This window comes from Pseudomonas sp. LBUM1647 (genome assembly GCF_059716175.1).
In genome coordinates, this window is sequence record NZ_CP166809.1 from 4,510,482 (window position 1) to 4,525,992 (window position 15,511).

Annotated in this window: 17 protein-coding genes; 8 read left to right on the top strand and 9 right to left on the bottom strand. The window is 60.6% G+C overall.

All coding sequences use genetic code 11. The features are described 5' to 3' along the window. Window positions 1–10 precede the first annotated feature (10 nt). Both ACA059_RS20545 and ACA059_RS20550 read left to right on the top strand, forming a co-directional pair. Window positions 11–1,390: a DUF1329 domain-containing protein gene (locus tag ACA059_RS20545; protein WP_497630774.1), complete on the top strand. Its 1,380-nt coding sequence runs from the start codon at window positions 11–13 to the stop codon at window positions 1,388–1,390. Between the two features lie 78 nt (window positions 1,391–1,468). Next, window positions 1,469–2,446, top strand: coding sequence for a 5'/3'-nucleotidase SurE (locus ACA059_RS20550; RefSeq protein ID WP_497630775.1), 978 nt, complete (start codon window positions 1,469–1,471; stop codon window positions 2,444–2,446). Between the two features lie 47 nt (window positions 2,447–2,493). On the opposite strand, the gene ACA059_RS20555 is transcribed toward ACA059_RS20550, so the two are convergent. From ACA059_RS20555 to ACA059_RS20565, 3 genes are all read right to left on the bottom strand, one after another. Beyond that, window positions 2,494–2,952: an REP-associated tyrosine transposase gene (locus ACA059_RS20555; protein ID WP_497630776.1), complete on the bottom strand. Its 459-nt coding sequence runs from the start codon at window positions 2,950–2,952 to the stop codon at window positions 2,494–2,496. 237 nt (window positions 2,953–3,189) lie between these two features. Next, window positions 3,190–4,134 (bottom strand): LipP1 family hormone-sensitive lipase, encoded by a 945-nt coding sequence (gene lipP1, locus ACA059_RS20560; protein WP_497630777.1) that lies wholly within the window; start codon window positions 4,132–4,134, stop codon window positions 3,190–3,192. After that, window positions 4,121–4,960, bottom strand: coding sequence for an SDR family NAD(P)-dependent oxidoreductase (locus tag ACA059_RS20565; protein WP_497630778.1), 840 nt, complete (start codon window positions 4,958–4,960; stop codon window positions 4,121–4,123). The genes lipP1 and ACA059_RS20565 overlap by 14 nt, the downstream gene beginning before the upstream one ends. Window positions 4,961–5,105: 145 nt before the next feature. Between ACA059_RS20565 and ACA059_RS20570 the strand changes: the two genes are divergently transcribed. The 4 genes from ACA059_RS20570 (at window position 5,106) to ACA059_RS20585 (ending at window position 8,575) form a co-directional block, all read left to right on the top strand. Beyond that, a complete protein-coding gene (locus tag ACA059_RS20570; RefSeq protein WP_497630779.1) occupies window positions 5,106–6,149 on the top strand; it encodes a 3-ketosteroid-9-alpha-monooxygenase, oxygenase component in 1,044 nt (347 codons plus the stop codon). 135 nt (window positions 6,150–6,284) lie between these two features. Further along, window positions 6,285–7,415 (top strand): helix-turn-helix transcriptional regulator, encoded by a 1,131-nt coding sequence (locus tag ACA059_RS20575; RefSeq protein WP_497630780.1) that lies wholly within the window; start codon window positions 6,285–6,287, stop codon window positions 7,413–7,415. Between the two features lie 87 nt (window positions 7,416–7,502). Then, on the top strand, window positions 7,503–8,051 hold the full coding sequence (nudE, locus tag ACA059_RS20580) for an ADP compounds hydrolase NudE (RefSeq protein ID WP_497630781.1): 549 nt from the start codon (window positions 7,503–7,505) through the stop codon (window positions 8,049–8,051). Between the two features lie 356 nt (window positions 8,052–8,407). Continuing rightward, entirely contained in the window at window positions 8,408–8,575 is a 168-nt protein-coding gene (locus ACA059_RS20585) for a hypothetical protein (RefSeq protein WP_497630782.1), read from the top strand. Window positions 8,576–8,629: 54 nt separating this feature from the next. On the opposite strand, the gene dmpG is transcribed toward ACA059_RS20585, so the two are convergent. Genes dmpG through ACA059_RS20605 form a run of 4 tightly spaced genes read right to left on the bottom strand, consistent with a single transcriptional unit; the run spans window position 8,630 to window position 12,235 of the window. Continuing rightward, entirely contained in the window at window positions 8,630–9,664 is a 1,035-nt protein-coding gene (gene dmpG, locus ACA059_RS20590) for a 4-hydroxy-2-oxovalerate aldolase (protein WP_461997767.1), read from the bottom strand. A gap of 13 nt (window positions 9,665–9,677) precedes the next feature. Beyond that, on the bottom strand, window positions 9,678–10,586 hold the full coding sequence (locus ACA059_RS20595; protein WP_095128530.1) for an acetaldehyde dehydrogenase (acetylating): 909 nt from the start codon (window positions 10,584–10,586) through the stop codon (window positions 9,678–9,680). Between the two features lie 18 nt (window positions 10,587–10,604). After that, the gene (locus tag ACA059_RS20600; protein WP_497630783.1) at window positions 10,605–11,396 is read right to left on the bottom strand and encodes a fumarylacetoacetate hydrolase family protein; all 792 of its coding nucleotides are present in this window, start codon (window positions 11,394–11,396) and stop codon (window positions 10,605–10,607) included. Continuing rightward, the gene (locus tag ACA059_RS20605; protein WP_497630784.1) at window positions 11,393–12,235 is read right to left on the bottom strand and encodes an alpha/beta fold hydrolase; all 843 of its coding nucleotides are present in this window, start codon (window positions 12,233–12,235) and stop codon (window positions 11,393–11,395) included. The genes ACA059_RS20600 and ACA059_RS20605 overlap by 4 nt, the downstream gene beginning before the upstream one ends. A 163-nt stretch (window positions 12,236–12,398) precedes the next feature. Between ACA059_RS20605 and ACA059_RS20610 the strand changes: the two genes are divergently transcribed. Beyond that, window positions 12,399–13,169 carry an SDR family oxidoreductase gene (locus ACA059_RS20610; protein WP_497630785.1) on the top strand — a complete coding sequence of 257 codons (771 nt, stop codon included), beginning with the start codon at window positions 12,399–12,401 and terminating at the stop codon, window positions 13,167–13,169. 123 nt (window positions 13,170–13,292) lie between these two features. Then, window positions 13,293–13,790 carry an SRPBCC family protein gene (locus tag ACA059_RS20615; protein ID WP_497630786.1) on the top strand — a complete coding sequence of 166 codons (498 nt, stop codon included), beginning with the start codon at window positions 13,293–13,295 and terminating at the stop codon, window positions 13,788–13,790. A gap of 108 nt (window positions 13,791–13,898) precedes the next feature. On the opposite strand, the gene ACA059_RS20620 is transcribed toward ACA059_RS20615, so the two are convergent. Both ACA059_RS20620 and ACA059_RS20625 read right to left on the bottom strand, forming a co-directional pair. Beyond that, the gene (locus tag ACA059_RS20620) at window positions 13,899–14,282 is read right to left on the bottom strand and encodes a steroid Delta-isomerase (protein ID WP_497630787.1); all 384 of its coding nucleotides are present in this window, start codon (window positions 14,280–14,282) and stop codon (window positions 13,899–13,901) included. Then, the gene (locus tag ACA059_RS20625; protein WP_497630788.1) at window positions 14,283–15,485 is read right to left on the bottom strand and encodes an acetyl-CoA C-acyltransferase; all 1,203 of its coding nucleotides are present in this window, start codon (window positions 15,483–15,485) and stop codon (window positions 14,283–14,285) included. It abuts the gene before it with no gap. Window positions 15,486–15,511 lie beyond the last annotated feature (26 nt).

Genomic DNA, 15,511 nt, shown 5'->3' on the forward strand with positions numbered 1-15,511 from the left:
GGAGCACAGCATGTCTAGATTTACCCACACATTGTTGGGCACGGCGTTGGCCGTCAGCCTGCTAAGCAGCGGCCTGGTTCAGGCCAAAATCAGCAATGAAGAAGCCGCACGCCTGGGTCAGGACCTGACCCCGATGGGTGCCGAGAAAGCGGGCAACGCCGACGGCAGCATCCCGGCCTGGACCGGCAAATGGCGCGGCCTGCCGCCGCAGCTCAAATACGCTGGCCCCGGCACGCCGTACCCGGACCCGTACGCGGCGGAAAAGCCGCTGTTCGTGATCAACGCGCAGAACATGGACAAGTACGCCGACAATCTTACCGATGGCCAAAAAGCGTTGCTTAAACGCTACCCCGCGACCTTCAACATTCCGGTGTACCCGAGCCATCGCGACTTCCGTTTCGATCAGCGCCTGGAAGACCTGGTCAAGAAAAACGCGGTCAGTGCCGAACTGGCCAACGACAACAACGACACGCAAAACGCCTGGGGCGCCTCGCCGTTCCCGATTCCAAAGAACGGTAGCGAGTTGATGTTCAACCATACGCTGGCCGGACGCGCCAACACCGAAGAGGCCAACTACGGTCAGGCCGTGGTGTACTCCAACAAGGAACGTGTGCTCGAAGAGGTCAATTACAAGATCTTCTCGATCTGGTCCAGCCCGGATAAAACCCTGGAGAGCGCCAACGGCATTCTCACCAACTTCCTGATCACCACCCTGGAGCCGGTGCGCAAGAAAGGCGAGATTGTCGTCGGTCACGAGTTCATCAACCCGACCGCCTCCCCTCGCCAGGCCTGGCAGTACAGCCCGGGGCAACGTCGGGTACGTCGCGCGCCAACCGTAGGCTATGACTCACCGAGCGGCGCCGGCGGCTTCCGGGTGTATGACGAAGACCGTTTGTTCAACGGTGCGCCGGATCGCTACAACTGGACCATCGTCGGCAAGAAAGAAATCTACATCCCGTATCACAACTACAAGATCGACGAACCAGGTGTGACCACCGACCAGATTCTGGCCACCACCGGCCACATCGATCCGCAATACATGCGCTATGAAAAGCACCGCGTCTGGGTCTTGCAGGCAACACTTAAAGAAGGCGCCCGGCATGTATACGCCAAGCGTGTGTTGTACCTGGACGAGGATTCCTGGGCCGCGACCCTGGCCGACAACTACGACAGCCGCGGCGAGCTTTGGCGCACCAACATGCAGACCTCGATCTACGCCTACGAGCTGCAGCGCTACCACGCTCGCCTCGGGATCTACCATGACCTGATCGCCGGTTCGTATCTGGTTGACCGGATGTTGATCGATCAAAAGCCCGCCAAGCTAAACGCCACCGCCTTCACTGAAGACGAATTCACCCCCGGCAACCTGCGCAAACTCGGCACTCGTTAAGCCCTCTGCGCCCTGACCGATTTACTCGGTCGGGGCGTTGTGCTTTTTTGAACTCGCTCATTTCACGGAAAACTCCCCATGAATAAATTGCTCACTGGCGTCATCGCCATGGCCAGCGTCAGCCTGTCGATGCAGGCCAATGCCCTGAACATCCTGCTGACCAACGACGACGGTTGTCGAGCGCCCGGCATCGATGCGATGTACCGCGCGCTGACGGCCGCCGGGCATCAGGTGACCCTCGTTGGTCCGTTGAACGACAGCAGTGGCATCAGCGCGGCCAGCGTGGTCGTGCCCGGGCAGGCATTGGCAGTGACCGAGTTGGCGCCAGGCAAATTTTGCGTCGGCCCACCCGAGGGCTACACCCCGCCCCCGGGGAAGACTTCCGCCATCGGCACCCCGGTGGATGCAGTCAATGTTGGCCTGGACGTGCTGCTCAAAGACAATCCGCCAGATCTGGTGGTGTCGGGCAGTAATTTTGGCGAAAACGTCGGCCCGTTGACGCAAATGTCCGGCACCTTGAACGCAGCGATCCGCGCAATGTTCAAGGGAGTTCCGGCGGTGGCGGTGTCGACGGCCATCGACATGGACCTGATCATCCGCGACCAACAGGCCGGCTACCGCAAAACCCTCGGCGCCATGGACGACACTGCCCGGTTTGCGGTGAAGGTTATCGAGCAGGCGAGTCTCGCGGGTGCTCACGCCAAACAGGCCTGCGAAAAAAACAACCCCGGCTGCGAATTGAATGTGCTCGGTTTGCCGGGTGTCAGCGGGTTGAATATCAATTACCCGGCGCTGGCAGCCAGTGACGTCAAAGGCGTGAGTTTTGCCCCGATCGGCAATTGGGACCGGGTGAACTTCACCTCCCAGCGCGGCACCGACGGCGTGGTTCACGTCAACCTGGTGGCCCCGCCGACACCGACGGCCGCCCAGCAACAGGCCGATGCGTATCAGTTGTGGCAAGGGCATGCGGTAATCACCGTGATCGACGGAAACATGAGTGCACCCGGTGCGGTGCAGGATCAGGCGAAGGCAATATTGCGAGACGTTAAACCTTGAGACAGCGCAAAACCTGTGGGAGCGAGCTTGCTCGCGATGATTTCTGATCAAACCCAAATCGCATCCCACAGCGGATACTCGCCCAGCTTCTCTACCAACCCTGCCCGCAATGGGTTCGCAACGACATAACGGGCAAGTTTTACCAAGTCCTCATCTCGCCGCAGCGCCCGATCGTGATAACCCTGTTGCCAAAGGCTGCCTCTACGACCGGTGGACATGTTCACGGAACGCGTACTCAATGATTTGGTTTTTTGCATCAGTCCACTCAGTGAGCACTGCTGCAATTCGATCAACCAATGAAAATGATCGGGCATGACAACCCAGGCCAAAGAGTTCGCCCAGCCTCGTTCCTGGGCACTTCGAAATTGGTCAACGACCAACCTGCCCAAGCCGAAATCCTTGAAAACGGGTTCTCGGCCAAGTGTGTTGGTGGTCAGCAGATAAATCCTGTTGGGTTCGGGATAGCGGCCGATGCGTAGACGATGTGAAGCGGGTAAGTCAGGCATTCCTTTGCCTCTCTCATGCTGATGTCATGAGAATGCTAGACCCGTAAATGCCAGAGGGTGAGGCAGACTTTGAGCTAAATGTGTCTGATAGATAGCCATCGCGAGCAAGCTCGCTCCCACAGTTTGATCTTCAGTGAACACCAAACATGCGGACGACAGAAATCCCCTGTGGGAGCGAGCTTGCTCGCGATGACGGCGCCACTTTCAACATTAATGTTGACTGACAGTCTGCCATCGTCAGGACGCCGTGTTCTCTCCAGATAGCGCTCTGCGCAGGTCGGCCGCGGCATCGGACAAGGCTTGTGCAGCGCGCTCGACAAACGGCGCCATGCTGATAAACCCGTGAATCATGCCCTCGCAGCGCTGCACGCGCACTGACACGCCGGCTTCCCGCAGACGCAAGGCAAACGCCTCGCCCTCATCCCGCAAAGGATCAAACTCGGCGCTGATCAGGGTGGTCGGCGGCAAGTCCGCCAACCGGTCGGCGCGCAACGGCGAGGCTAAGGGATCATCCCCCTGATCGGCATCCTGCAGGTACTGCTGCCAAAACCAGTACATCATCGCACCGGTGAGGAAATAGCCCTCGGCAAAATCCTCGTAAGACTGACTGTCGCAGCGTGCATCGGTGACCGGGTAAAACAGACACTGATAACTGATTTTCGGCCCCTGACGTTGCGCCGCCAGCCGACTCACGGCGAGCGCCAGGTTGCCCCCGGCACTGTCCCCGATCAAGGCCAGCCGGTTGCCATCGACGCCCAGTTCAGACGCATGCTCGACCAGCCAGCATGTAGCCGCATAACAATCGAGCGGTGCCGCCGGGAATTTGTTTTCCGGCGCCAGTCGGTAGGCGACCGACACCACCACCGCCTCCGTCAAACTGGCGAGTGAACGGCAGAGGTTGTCATGGGTGTCGAGGTTGCCCATGACAAAACCGCCTCCGTGGAAAAACACCAGCAGCGGCAGGTTGTCCTGTTCCAGTGGCCGATACAGCCGCGCATCCAGCTCGCCCGCCGCGCCGGCGACCCGCAAGTTACGCACTTCGATCATCGGATCGCCGGGGATGGCGGGCAGCAGGTTGTCGGAAAACTGCCGATATTGCTTGGCATCGAGCTGGCTGAAATCGGGCTCCGGCAGGTCGCGAAATTGCTGGAGCACTGCGGCGATCTGCTTATCGAGCGGCATGGGCATCTCCCCCTACATCGGTCATTTGAAACTGCGGATTGGTTTCTTCCAGGATGCTTTGCACACGTCGCTCCAGCGCCGGTTTGAAACCTTTGTGAGGGAAGACCCAGAAGCGTTTTTCAGCGATGGCGGCGAACACCTGCTCCGCCAGCTCGCTCGGCGTCATGCCTTGGCGGATGCTGCTATCGAGCAATTGACTGAATGACGAACCGGCCGCATCCACCACTTGATTCGAGGCCATGATTTCACTGGCCACCGGCCCTGGGCACACTACCGAGACCGATACCGGCACACCGAGCATGCTCAATTCGTAATGCAGGGTTTCCGAGAGTGCGACCACTGCCTGCTTGGTCACGTTGTAAGGCGCCATCAACGGGCTGCTGAGCAAGCCCGCGAGGGACGCCGTGTTGATCACATGGGCTGCCCGCCCCTGGCGCAAAAACAGCGGCACGAAACTGCGAATGCCATTGATCACACCGCTGAGGTTGACGTCGAGCATCCGCTGCCATTGCTGCGCAGTGATTTCCCAGCTGTAGCCGGTCTGCATCACTCCGGCGTTGTTGAACAGCAGATCAACCCCGCCAAAGTGATCGAGGGCGATATCGCGCAAGCGCTCGACTTGCGCCAGATCGCCAACATCCGTGACGCAAGCAATCGCCTGTGCACCGCCCGTCTGTAGTTCATTGCACAGTGCTTGCAACCCCGGCCTATCGAGATCGGCCAGCACCAGGCGCATCCCCAGCCTTGCCGCATGCTCGGCCAAACCCCGGCCAATACCACTGGCAGCCCCGGTAATCACCGCAACCGGCCCTTGTTCATTGCTCATCGCCAACTCCTGCACTGGGTCCAATGGCGTCAGTAGAGCGGGCGGGCGTAAACCGGCCATCGTCCATTCAGACGATGCCCGCTTCTACAGGGGCGGCAGAATCCGTAACAGGCGCCAAACCCGTGAATCCTGGGAGAATAATAAGATGAGTACCTTGCACCGCATCGAAGCCAAACTGCTGGAAGACCGCTACGCCCGTGGCTGGCACTGTCTGGGTCTGGCCGCCCAATACCGCGACGGCAAAGCCCATCGCCTGGAGGTGTTCGGCACCCGGCTGGTGGCCTTTCAGGGCGATGACGGCGAGCTGCATATTCTGGATGGCTATTGCCCGCACATGGGCGCCGACCTCAGTACCGGTTGCGTTGAAGGCAACTCGATTCGCTGCCCGTTCCACGCCTGGCGCTGGGGTGCCGATGGTGTCTGCGATGACATTCCTTACGCCAAACGCATTCCGCCACGGGCCCGGCTCAAAAGCTGGCCACTCATGGAAGAAAACCAGCTGCTGTTCGTCTGGAATGACCCGGAAGGCAACCCGCCGCTCCCTGAGCAACGCATCCCGCGCATTGACGCTTGCTTCAGTGACGAGTGGGCCGCGTGGGAAGTCGCCGAACTGCAGATCGGCACCAACTGCCGCGAATTGATCGACAACATCGCCGATATGGCGCACTTCGGTACGGTGCATGGCGCCCCCGTCGAGGAATTCAGTAACGCCTTCGAAGGTCACCTGGCTACCCAGATCATGAGCGCCCGCAGTGAGCGCTTGTCCGGCGACAGCGCCTTGAGCACCGTGGCCACCTACTTCGGCCCGGCCTATCAGATCACCGAAATGACCGGCGCGATGAACGGCCAGCCGATCCATTCGATCCTGCTCAACTGCCATGTGCCGATCGACCTCGACAGCTTCACCCTGCGCTACGGCGTGCTGGTGAAAAAGATTCCGGGGCTGAGCGAAGAGCAGAATCAGGCGATGGCCAAGGCCTATGTGCAGCAGGCCCAGGAAGCCTTCTACGAAGACGTGACGATCTGGCACAGCAAGACCCGCGTCGACAACCCGTTGCTGTGTGACGGCGATGGCCCGGTCTATCAGTTGCGCCGCTGGTACGAGCAGTTCTACACCGACGTCGCGGCGCTCTCGGCCGACGTGCTGGAGCAAAAACGGTTCGTCGTGCGCGCCAGCGAACGGGCCTGAACACAGCGGCCTGTCGCGCTCCCTGCGCCTGATCGGCAGCCGCCCGTCAGGCCTTGAGCCCGAGCGTTGCAAGGAGTCGATATCGGCGCTTATTCTCGGCCACCGCCAACGCTAATAATAAGAACGGTTTTCCCTATGCAGCAGAGCCTCAGCCTCGATACGTTCAGTGATTTGATCGGTAACCTCTATCAGGGACCGCTGGAAACCATTCCCTGGGCGACCTTTCTCAACCAGCTCAACGTGTACCTGGAAAGCAAGTACGTGACCTTCATCCTGCGTCCGCCCAGCGCGCATGTGGATGGCTTGATGGTCAACACCACCGGTACGTCGACCGAGGCGACCGCGTCGTATAACAAACACTTTTTCACCCTCGACCCGTTTGTCGACCTGCCGAACCGCCAGGTGGTGACCCTCGCCGAGTTCGTGTCCAACGACGATTGGCAGCACTCGGAGTTCTACAAGAATTTCCTCGAACCGGTGGATGTGTTCCACATTCTCGGCGCCGACATCAACACCGGCGACGGCGCCCAGTGCCGTATCCGCATCAGTCGCGGACGCGATGACAAGGCCTTCGGCAACGAAGAGAAAGCCTTGCTGACGCATTTCATCCCGCACCTGGAACGCTCGATCAAGATCCACATGCAGCTCAATCGCATCGAAGCCGAGCGCAACCTCTACGCCGGCGCGGTGAATCAATTGGCGGTCGGTACGATCATCCTCGACGAGGCTGGCAAAGTGCTGCAAACCAACCAGGTCGCCGATCGGCTGATCCAGGAAAAGGACGGCATCAAACTGGTCAACGACGGCCTGCAAGTCGGCACCGCGCGAGACACTCAAGAGTTCCGGCGCCTGGTGAAGCAATCGCTGCTCTCGCAAAAAAGCAGCAACCCGTCGGTGGTCGAAGCCCTGCGCGTGCAACGACCGTCCGGGCGAGCGGACCTGGGGATCATCGTGCGCTCGGTGCCGTTGTCGGACTGGAGCGAAGGCAAACAATGCCCCACCGTGGTGATTTTCATCAGCGACCCGGAGCAACAGTCCACCGCGCCACAGGAGATCGTCCGCGCGCTGTTCGACTTCACCCCGGCCGAAACCCAACTGGCCATGTTGTTGGCCAACGGCTTGACCCTCGACGAAGCCTCCGAGGAACTGGGCATCAGCCGCAACACCTCGCGGGCACACCTGCGGTCAACCTTCTCCAAGACCGGCGTGACCCGCCAGACCATGCTCGTGCGGCTAATCCTGCGCAGCGTGGCGACTCTCGGTTAGCGTTCAACCTCCGCCCTCGTCCGCTCGGACGATGGCGGCCATCCCGGCATGGCGCACAGTGGTTTTATCCCAACCAGGGGCCTGACCATGCGCAACTGTCCGACCATCCTCAAGACTGAATTGCTGGCTGAAAGCGGCTATTTTCAGATCGAAGCTTTGCACCTGCAATTCAGCAACGGCCAGCAGCGGGTTTATGAACGGCTGCGCGGCACCGGTTATCGCTCGGTGATGCTGGTGGCGATGCCCGATCCGCTGCATGTGTTGCTGGTGCGTGAATATGCGGTCGGTGTCGAAAAAACCGTGCTCGGCCTGCCCAAGGGCGGCGCGGAACCTGATGAAGACTATCTGCAAGCGGCGCAACGCGAACTCTGCGAAGAAGTCGGGATGCGCGCTGCACGCCTCAGTGAACTGGGCGAACTGACCCTGGCACCGGGTCACCTGTGCCATCGCTACCGGGTGGTGCTGGCCGAACAGTTGAGTCCCTACCCACTGGTCGGCGACGAACCCGAACCGCTGGAATGCCTGCGCGTGCCGCTGGCGCAGATCCCCGACCTGGTAGCCCGCGGCGAACTCAATGAAGCGCGGGCCATTGCTGCACTGTTCATGGCCATGGGGGCCATCGCTCGGCGGGGTTGACCCCAACCCCAGACAACACACAAACCTGTGGGCGCGAGCTTGCTCCGGGCGGCGTTCCGACGATGGCGTCGGCACAATCAATATTGATGTCGGCTGACACACCGCCTTCGCGAGCAGGCTCGCTCCCACAGGGGATTCGGGGCGCACACAAATCCCAGACAACACACAAAAACCTGTGGGAGCGAGCCTGCTCGCGAAGAGGCCGGCACATTTAACATCGATGTCGCCTGACACACCGCCATCGCGAGCAAGCTCGCTCCCACAGGGGGCCGGTGTAGTCCATTCGGACGAAGCCAGACCCCCGCGATCCGCAATACCGTGCCTCTACAACAATAAAACCCGTGTCGAGGCTCGCTATGCGAAAAGCCACCTGTGCCCTGTTCATCATCGTCTGCGCCGGCAGCACCGCCAGCCTGTGTCAGCGCTTCAAGAATGAAGCCTACCGACCGACCACGGCGTTCATCAGTTGCTCGGCCAGTGCCATCAATTGCTATCCCCCGCTGGTGCGCAATCTGCTCCCATAAAAAAACCACCGGGCCTGCAAGCAAGGCCGGTGGCTTTTTTGTGCTGTCGCCAGATCAGGTTGGCAAGACACCCCGCGAACGGGACAGGGTCAGCGCCAGGTCTTCGATCATGTCTTCCTGACCGCCGACGGTGCCGCGTCGACCCAATTCCACCAGCAGCTCACGTGCGGCAATGCCGTATTTTTGCTCGGCACGTTTGGCGAACAACAGGAACGAACTGTAGACCCCGGCATAACCCAGGGTCAGCGCATCGCGGTCGAGGCGGATCGGCTGGTCCATCATCGGTACTACCAGGTCCTCGGCAACGTCCATGATCCGGTACAGGTCGATGCCACTGTTGACGCCCATCCGTTCAAGCACCGCGACAAACACTTCGAGCGGCGTATTACCCGCCCCCGCGCCCAGCCCCGCCACTGAACCGTCGATACGTGCGGCGCCCGCCTCGATTGCGGCAAGGGAATTGGCAATCGCCATGCCCATGTTGTGGTGACCGTGAAAACCGACTTCGGTCCCGGCACTCAGCCCAGCTCGCAATGCAGCGATTTTCTCAGTGACTTCATCAGGCAGCATGTAGCCAGCCGAGTCAGTGCAGTAAATGCAGTTGGCCCCATAACTCTCCATCAACCGCGCCTGCTCCAGCAGTTTTTCCGCGCTGACCCTGTGCGCCATCATCAGAAAGCCGACGGTATCCAGGCCCATCTTCGCTGACATGCCGATGTGTTGGCCGGAAACGTCCGCCTCGGTGCAGTGGGTGGCCACACGAATGGTCGACACCCCGTGTTCATGGGCCATTCTCAAATGATCGAGGGTGCCGATACCCGGCAACAACAGCGCCGAGACCTTGGCCTGTTTCATACGCGGGATCACCGCCGCGAAGTACTCCTCGTCGCTGTGGGCGGGGAAACCGTAGTTCAGCGACGCACCGCCCAGGCCATCGCCGTGGGTGATTTCGATCAGCGGCACGCCGGCCGCATCGAGACCGGTCGCTACCGAGATCATCTGTTCCAGGCTGATTTGATGCTGTTTGGCATGCATGCCGTCGCGCAGGCTCATGTCGTGCAGACGGACGCTCTTACCTTGCAAATTCATGGCAATTCTCCACTCAACGGACGGGCAGTTGCAGGGTGCCCTTGTGGGCTTCTTCGGCGAACATCTCGGCGGTACGCAGCCCCGCAGCGGTCATGATGTCGAGGTTGCCGGCGGACTTTGGCAGGAAGTCGCCGAGGCCTTCGACTTCGATGAAAATCGACACCTTGTGCCCATCGAACACCGGGCCATTGATCAGCTTGTAGCCGGGAACATAGCGCTGCACTTCCTTGACCATCTGCAACACCGAGGTGCGAATGGCGTCCTGATTCGGTTCGTCATCCGTCAGGCAGTGGATGGTGTCGCGCATCATCAGCGGTGGCTCGGCCGGGTTGATGACGATGATTGCCTTGCCGCGTCGGGCGCCGCCGATCTTCTCCACCGCACCGGCCGTGGTGCGGGTGAATTCGTCGATGTTCTGGCGAGTGCCCGGGCCGACCGAACCGGAGGACACGGTGGCGACGATCTCGCCGTAACTCACCGACTGGACCCGCGACACTGCCGCGACCATCGGAATGGTCGCCTGGCCACCGCACGTCACCATGTTGACGTTCATCGCCAACGTCGCCGCATGCTCCTTGAGATTGACCGGCGGCACGCAGAACGGGCCGATGGCCGCTGGCGTGAGGTCGATCATGATTACCCCGAGCTCGTTGAGCTTGCGGCTGTTTTCCGCGTGTACATAGGCCGACGTGGCATCGAAGGCGATGCGAATATCATCGTCGAGTACATGGGGCAGCAGCCCGTCGACACCCTCGGCCGTGGTTTTCACGCCCAATTCACGGGCGCGTTTAAGGCCCTCGGATTGGGGGTCGACGCCGACCATCCAGACCGGCTCGATCCATTCCGATCGATACATTTTCATCAGCAGGTCAGTGCCGATATTGCCCGGGCCGATAATGGCCGCTCTGAGTTTCTTGCTCATCCGGTTAAACCCCACAGGTCAGGCGCAAAAGGACACCTGGGCACTGCCCAGGCCATCGATGGTCAGAGAAAAAAGGTCGCCCGCACGCGCAGGCTCCAGCGGCACCAAAGAGCCGGAGAGGATGATTTCCCCGGCCTTGAACGGAATACCGAAGGCGCCGAGGGTATTGGCCAGCCAGGCCACGGCTGTCAGCGGATTGCCCTGCACCGCCGAACCCAGCCCCTCGCTGAGGAGTTCACCGTTCTTGAACACACGCATGCGCAAGTTGGGCAAATCAAGTGTCCGTGGATCGACCTGAACATCACCCAGCACGAACACACCGCAAGAGGCGTTGTCGGCGACGGTGTCTTGTATGCGGATCCGCCAGTCATGAATCCGTGAGTCGACTATCTCGAAGCAAGGCGTCACATACTCAGTCGCTTCCAGCACGTCGGCTTCGGTCACACCGGGGCCGATCAGATCGTGCTTGAGCTTGAAGGCAATCTCGCCCTCGGCGCGCGGCTGGATCAGCTTGTTCGCGGTGAGGGAGATTTGCGCGTCATTGGCGAATGACATCTGCCGGGTGATGAAGCCGAAATCCGGCTGATGCACGTTGAGCATTTGCTGGACCGCCGCCGACGTTACGCCGATTTTCTTGCCGACAATCCGGTCACCGGCGGCCACTCGGCGTTCGATGCTGTAGAGAGAAATATGGTAGGCGTCTTCGATGCTGATCGATGGCCAGCGCTCGGTCAGCGGCGCCAGGGTGGTGCCGCTCAGCAACGCCTGATAGAGCTCTTCGCCGTATTGATGGCGCAGTTGTTCACTCATGAGCGAGCCTCCTCAAAGAACGCCAGGCACTCGCGGTTGAACAGTTCACGGCGCTCGACCATCACCCAATGCCCGCATTCGCTGAGCAGTACAAAGCGAATGTTCTGGCAGTGTTGCATCATCGTTTGCGCGCCAGACACCGGGCAGAATTTGTCGTTCATGCCCCAGAAACCGAGGATCGGACACTGCAACTCGCCGAGGCGCGAGGTCATGTTCGGCACTTGCATGGTCGACAACACGCAGACCGGCTGCTGCTGCACCACGGCGACCCGCTCATTGACCGTTTCGTCGCTGATCAAGGACTCATCGAACAGTTGCAGCGCCAGCAGCCGGCGCATTCCGCCCGCATCGTGCAGTTCACCCTTGGCGAAGGCCGCCCCCATTTTCTGGATGCCTTCCATCTGCAAGTAATACTGTTCTTTTTCCATCAGGCCGCCGGGCGCCATCAGCACCAGCCGGCTGACCCGCTGCGGTTGGTCGAGGGCCAGTTTGATCGCGATCGCACCGCCCAGAGAATTGCCGACCAGCACGCATTGCTGGATATCCAGGGCATCGAGCAAACTGCTCAGGGCAGCAACAAAGAAGTCCAGGGTGTAGAGAGTGTCGGGTTTATCCGATGCGCCATAACCGGGCAGGTCCGGGACGATGGTCCGGTAGCCTGCCGCGACAAACACCGGGTAGTTCTGCTTGAAGTTGCTGTGACCGCTGGCGCCCGGCCCGCTGCCGTGAATGAAAATCACCGGCTCGCCGGTGCCGATGTCCTGCCCGCCGATATCCAAGTAGTGCAGCTGCAAACCTTCCGGCAGCGTAACGAAGTGCCCTTGCGCTGATGCGCTCATAAGGTGTCCTCCCGGCCTGTTGTTGTCGCCGGATTATTCCCAGCGCCCGGGCAAACAACATCGTCCGACAGGACTACGCCGCCCTAGTCTTTTCGGACGTTGGCTGCCGGGTGCTACGGACCTAGCATCGGCAGCATTCCCGAGCGACAGAACGAGGCACCTCATGCTTGATCCGATGGACTTTCGCGGCAAAGTAGTACTGGTCACCGGCGGTGGCAAGGGTGTCGGTCGCGGCATCAGTCAGCGTTTTCTCGACTGTGGTGCCGACGTGGTGATCTGCGGTCGCGAAACACCGGACACCCTGCCTGCCAGCGCTGGACGCGAGGCGCTGTTTCTGCCCTGCGACCTGCGGGATGTCGAGCAGTCCGGGCGGTTGATCGACAGTATCGTCGAGCGTTTCGGTCGCCTCGATGTAGTGGTCAACAATGCCGGCGGTTCACCGAATGCCGACGCGGCCAGTGCCTCGCCGCGTTTTAGCGAAGCGATCATCCGCCTTAACTTGTTGGCGCCGCTGAATCTCTGTCAGCAGGCCAATCAGGTGATGCAGGCGCAGGCCGACGGTGGCGCAATCATCAACATCTGCAGCGTCAGCGCGACCCGCCCCTCGCCCGGTACTGCCGCTTATGGCGCGGCCAAGGCCGGGCTGCTGAACCTGACCGCTTCGCTGGCCGTGGAATGGGCGCCCAAGGTGCGGGTCAACGCTGTGACGGCCGGGTTGATTCTCACCGAGCAGGCGGCCATGCATTATGGCGATCAGGAGGGCATTGACCGGGTGGCAGCGACCATCCCGCTGCAACGCCTGGCGGCTCCGGAAGACATCGGCGATACCTGTCTGTACCTGGCATCAACGCTGGCAAGTTATGTCAGCGGCGCGGCTATCACCGTACACGGCGGTGGCGAACGCCCGGCATTTCTCAATGCAGCACACTCCTGAAAAGATCGCAGCCTGCGGCAGCTCCTACATTGACTGTGCACACCCGGATGTACACGGAACCTGTAGGAGCTGCCGCAGGCTGCGATCTTTTGGCCATCTCACTAAAACAAGAGGAATCCCTACATGCCTGCGATAGCCAGCCACAGTGTTTTGCTGGATCTCAGCCCATCCGCCGCCTGGGCCAAACTGCGCGACCTGAGCCTCGCCCCTCATTACGTAACGGGGTTGACCGGTTGCCAGTTTCATCCCGGCGCACATGAAGGGGTTGGCGCCAGTCGCCGGGTGTTCCGCAAAGGGGGTCAGTGGCTGGATGAGAGCGTGGTGCAATGGCAGGAAGGTGTCGGTTTCGTGCTGATCCTGCACAAGGCCAGCGGCGGTGCGCCCTTCCCGTTCCGCGAGGCCAGCTTCAGTTATGCCTTGCAGGCCGAGGGTGAGGCGACACGCATCACCACCCAAATGAACTACAGCCTGCGCGGTGGCAGGCTGATGGAAATGCTGCTGGCCAAGGCGTTCAACAACGTCGTGCGCGAAATCGCCGAGAATCTCAAGGCCTATTACGAAACCGGGAAAACCCAGAATGAGGGATATTCCCAAGCCCTCAGGTATAACCGGTCACTGTAGGAGCTGCCGAAGGCTGCGATCTTGGCGGTGTCTGCGCCACCGACAAGATCAAGATCAAGATCAAGATCAAAAGATCGCAGGCTGCGCCAGCTCCTACAGGGAATCGTCTCAGGGCTGCGGGCCCATGTTGACCTCGCTCCAATAGGCCTTCATCGAGCGGATCTTGCCGTCGGCATCGAACTCCATCACGTCAATCACATGAAGCGAACACGGTTGCCCGGCCCATTCCATATCAACCCGAAACGGCATCGCCCCACAACCGTTGAGCGTCGCCCGAACCGGGCCGGTCAGGACCGCCGAGACTTTGCTCGCGCCCAGCCCTTCACGGTAGAAACGTTCTATATCGACGATCCCCTGCAACGGCAGTTGACCGACCGGGTCTTCGACCACTGCATCCTCGCTGTAAAGCGCGACGATCCCGTCGATGTCACCGGCGTCCACCAATTCCACATAACGCGCCATGGTCGCTTGAATCTGTTGTGCACTGACCATTCAAACCACCTCGAACAGTGCGGCGGCACCCATGCCGCCGCCGATGCACATACTCACCACCACGTAACGCAAACCGCGGCGCTGCCCCTCGACCAACGCGTGACCGACCATCCGCGCACCGGACATACCGAAAGGATGGCCCACGGAAATTGCACCACCGTTGACGTTCATGTGTTCAGCGGGAATGCCCAGGGTGTCGCGGCAATACAGCACCTGACAGGCAAACGCCTCGTTCAACTCCCAAAGGCCAATGTGGTCCACGGTCAGGCCATGGCGCTTGAGCAGTTTCGGGATGGCGTAGACCGGGCCGATGCCCATCTCGTCGGAGTTGCAGCCAGCGACCGCCATCCCGCGATAAATCCCCAGCGGTTCCAGGCCACGCTTCTCGGCCAATTTGGCACTCATCAACACCGAGGCCGAAGCACCATCGGAGAGTTGCGAGGCGTTGCCGGCCGTGATGAAGCGGCCCTTTTCACTCCACTGACCGCCCGGCCACACCGGCTCCAGCGCACTCAGGCTTTCGCGTGTGGTGTCGATGCGGTTGCACTCGTCGCGCAGCAAGGTGACGGATTCATAGCGGGTTTCGCCACTGGCCTTGTCGAAGATCGCCTTGCGGCTGGTCAGCGGCGCGAGTTCACGGTCGAACAATCCATTACTCTGGGCCAGCGCGGTACGCACCTGGCTCTGATAGCTGTATTCGTCCTGTTCCTCGCGGGGAATGCCGTAGCGTGCGGAGACGATCTCGCCGGTTTCGATCATGGGGATATAAGCGTGCGGATCCAGCTCAATCACCGAGCCTGACTGATTGCGGTACAGGTTCTTGTGCTTGTTCTGCACCAGCGAAATCGACTCCAGGCCACCGCACACGGCGATGTCGATTTCATCGCACATGATCCCTTTGGCGGCCATGGCAATGCTCATCAGCCCCGATGAACACTGGCGCTCAACCGCCATCCCGGCGACCGAGGTCGGCAAGCCGCCGGCAATCGCGCACAGACGCCCCAGGTTATAAGACTGCGTGCCCTGCTGCGCCGCCGCGCCGATGATCACATCGTCCACTTCGCCCGGCTCGATGCCGGCGCGACGCACGGCTTCGCGCACCACATGGCCGCCGAGCTGCGGGGCGTCGGTGTCATTGAATGCACCGCGAAAGGCTTTGCCGATCGGGGTACGGGCGGTCGAAACGATGACGGCTTCTTTCATGCTGGATTCCTCGAATGTTCTGCTAA

Excerpts from the sequence above, each read along its gene's own strand:
- ACA059_RS20545 (WP_497630774.1), top strand. The coding sequence starts at position 11 with ATGTCTAGATTTACCCACACATTGTTGGGCACGGCGTTGGCCGTCAGC.
- ACA059_RS20550 (WP_497630775.1), top strand. The coding sequence starts at position 1,469 with ATGAATAAATTGCTCACTGGCGTCATCGCCATGGCCAGCGTCAGCCTG.
- ACA059_RS20555 (WP_497630776.1), bottom strand. The coding sequence starts at position 2,952 with ATGCCTGACTTACCCGCTTCACATCGTCTACGCATCGGCCGCTATCCC.
- lipP1 (WP_497630777.1), bottom strand. The coding sequence starts at position 4,134 with ATGCCGCTCGATAAGCAGATCGCCGCAGTGCTCCAGCAATTTCGCGAC.
- ACA059_RS20565 (WP_497630778.1), bottom strand. The coding sequence starts at position 4,960 with ATGAGCAATGAACAAGGGCCGGTTGCGGTGATTACCGGGGCTGCCAGT.
- ACA059_RS20570 (WP_497630779.1), top strand. The coding sequence starts at position 5,106 with ATGAGTACCTTGCACCGCATCGAAGCCAAACTGCTGGAAGACCGCTAC.
- ACA059_RS20575 (WP_497630780.1), top strand. The coding sequence starts at position 6,285 with ATGCAGCAGAGCCTCAGCCTCGATACGTTCAGTGATTTGATCGGTAAC.
- nudE (WP_497630781.1), top strand. The coding sequence starts at position 7,503 with ATGCGCAACTGTCCGACCATCCTCAAGACTGAATTGCTGGCTGAAAGC.
- ACA059_RS20585 (WP_497630782.1), top strand. The coding sequence starts at position 8,408 with ATGCGAAAAGCCACCTGTGCCCTGTTCATCATCGTCTGCGCCGGCAGC.
- dmpG (WP_461997767.1), bottom strand. The coding sequence starts at position 9,664 with ATGAATTTGCAAGGTAAGAGCGTCCGTCTGCACGACATGAGCCTGCGC.
- ACA059_RS20595 (WP_095128530.1), bottom strand. The coding sequence starts at position 10,586 with ATGAGCAAGAAACTCAGAGCGGCCATTATCGGCCCGGGCAATATCGGC.
- ACA059_RS20600 (WP_497630783.1), bottom strand. The coding sequence starts at position 11,396 with ATGAGTGAACAACTGCGCCATCAATACGGCGAAGAGCTCTATCAGGCG.
- ACA059_RS20605 (WP_497630784.1), bottom strand. The coding sequence starts at position 12,235 with ATGAGCGCATCAGCGCAAGGGCACTTCGTTACGCTGCCGGAAGGTTTG.
- ACA059_RS20610 (WP_497630785.1), top strand. The coding sequence starts at position 12,399 with ATGCTTGATCCGATGGACTTTCGCGGCAAAGTAGTACTGGTCACCGGC.
- ACA059_RS20615 (WP_497630786.1), top strand. The coding sequence starts at position 13,293 with ATGCCTGCGATAGCCAGCCACAGTGTTTTGCTGGATCTCAGCCCATCC.
- ACA059_RS20620 (WP_497630787.1), bottom strand. The coding sequence starts at position 14,282 with ATGGTCAGTGCACAACAGATTCAAGCGACCATGGCGCGTTATGTGGAA.
- ACA059_RS20625 (WP_497630788.1), bottom strand. The coding sequence starts at position 15,485 with ATGAAAGAAGCCGTCATCGTTTCGACCGCCCGTACCCCGATCGGCAAA.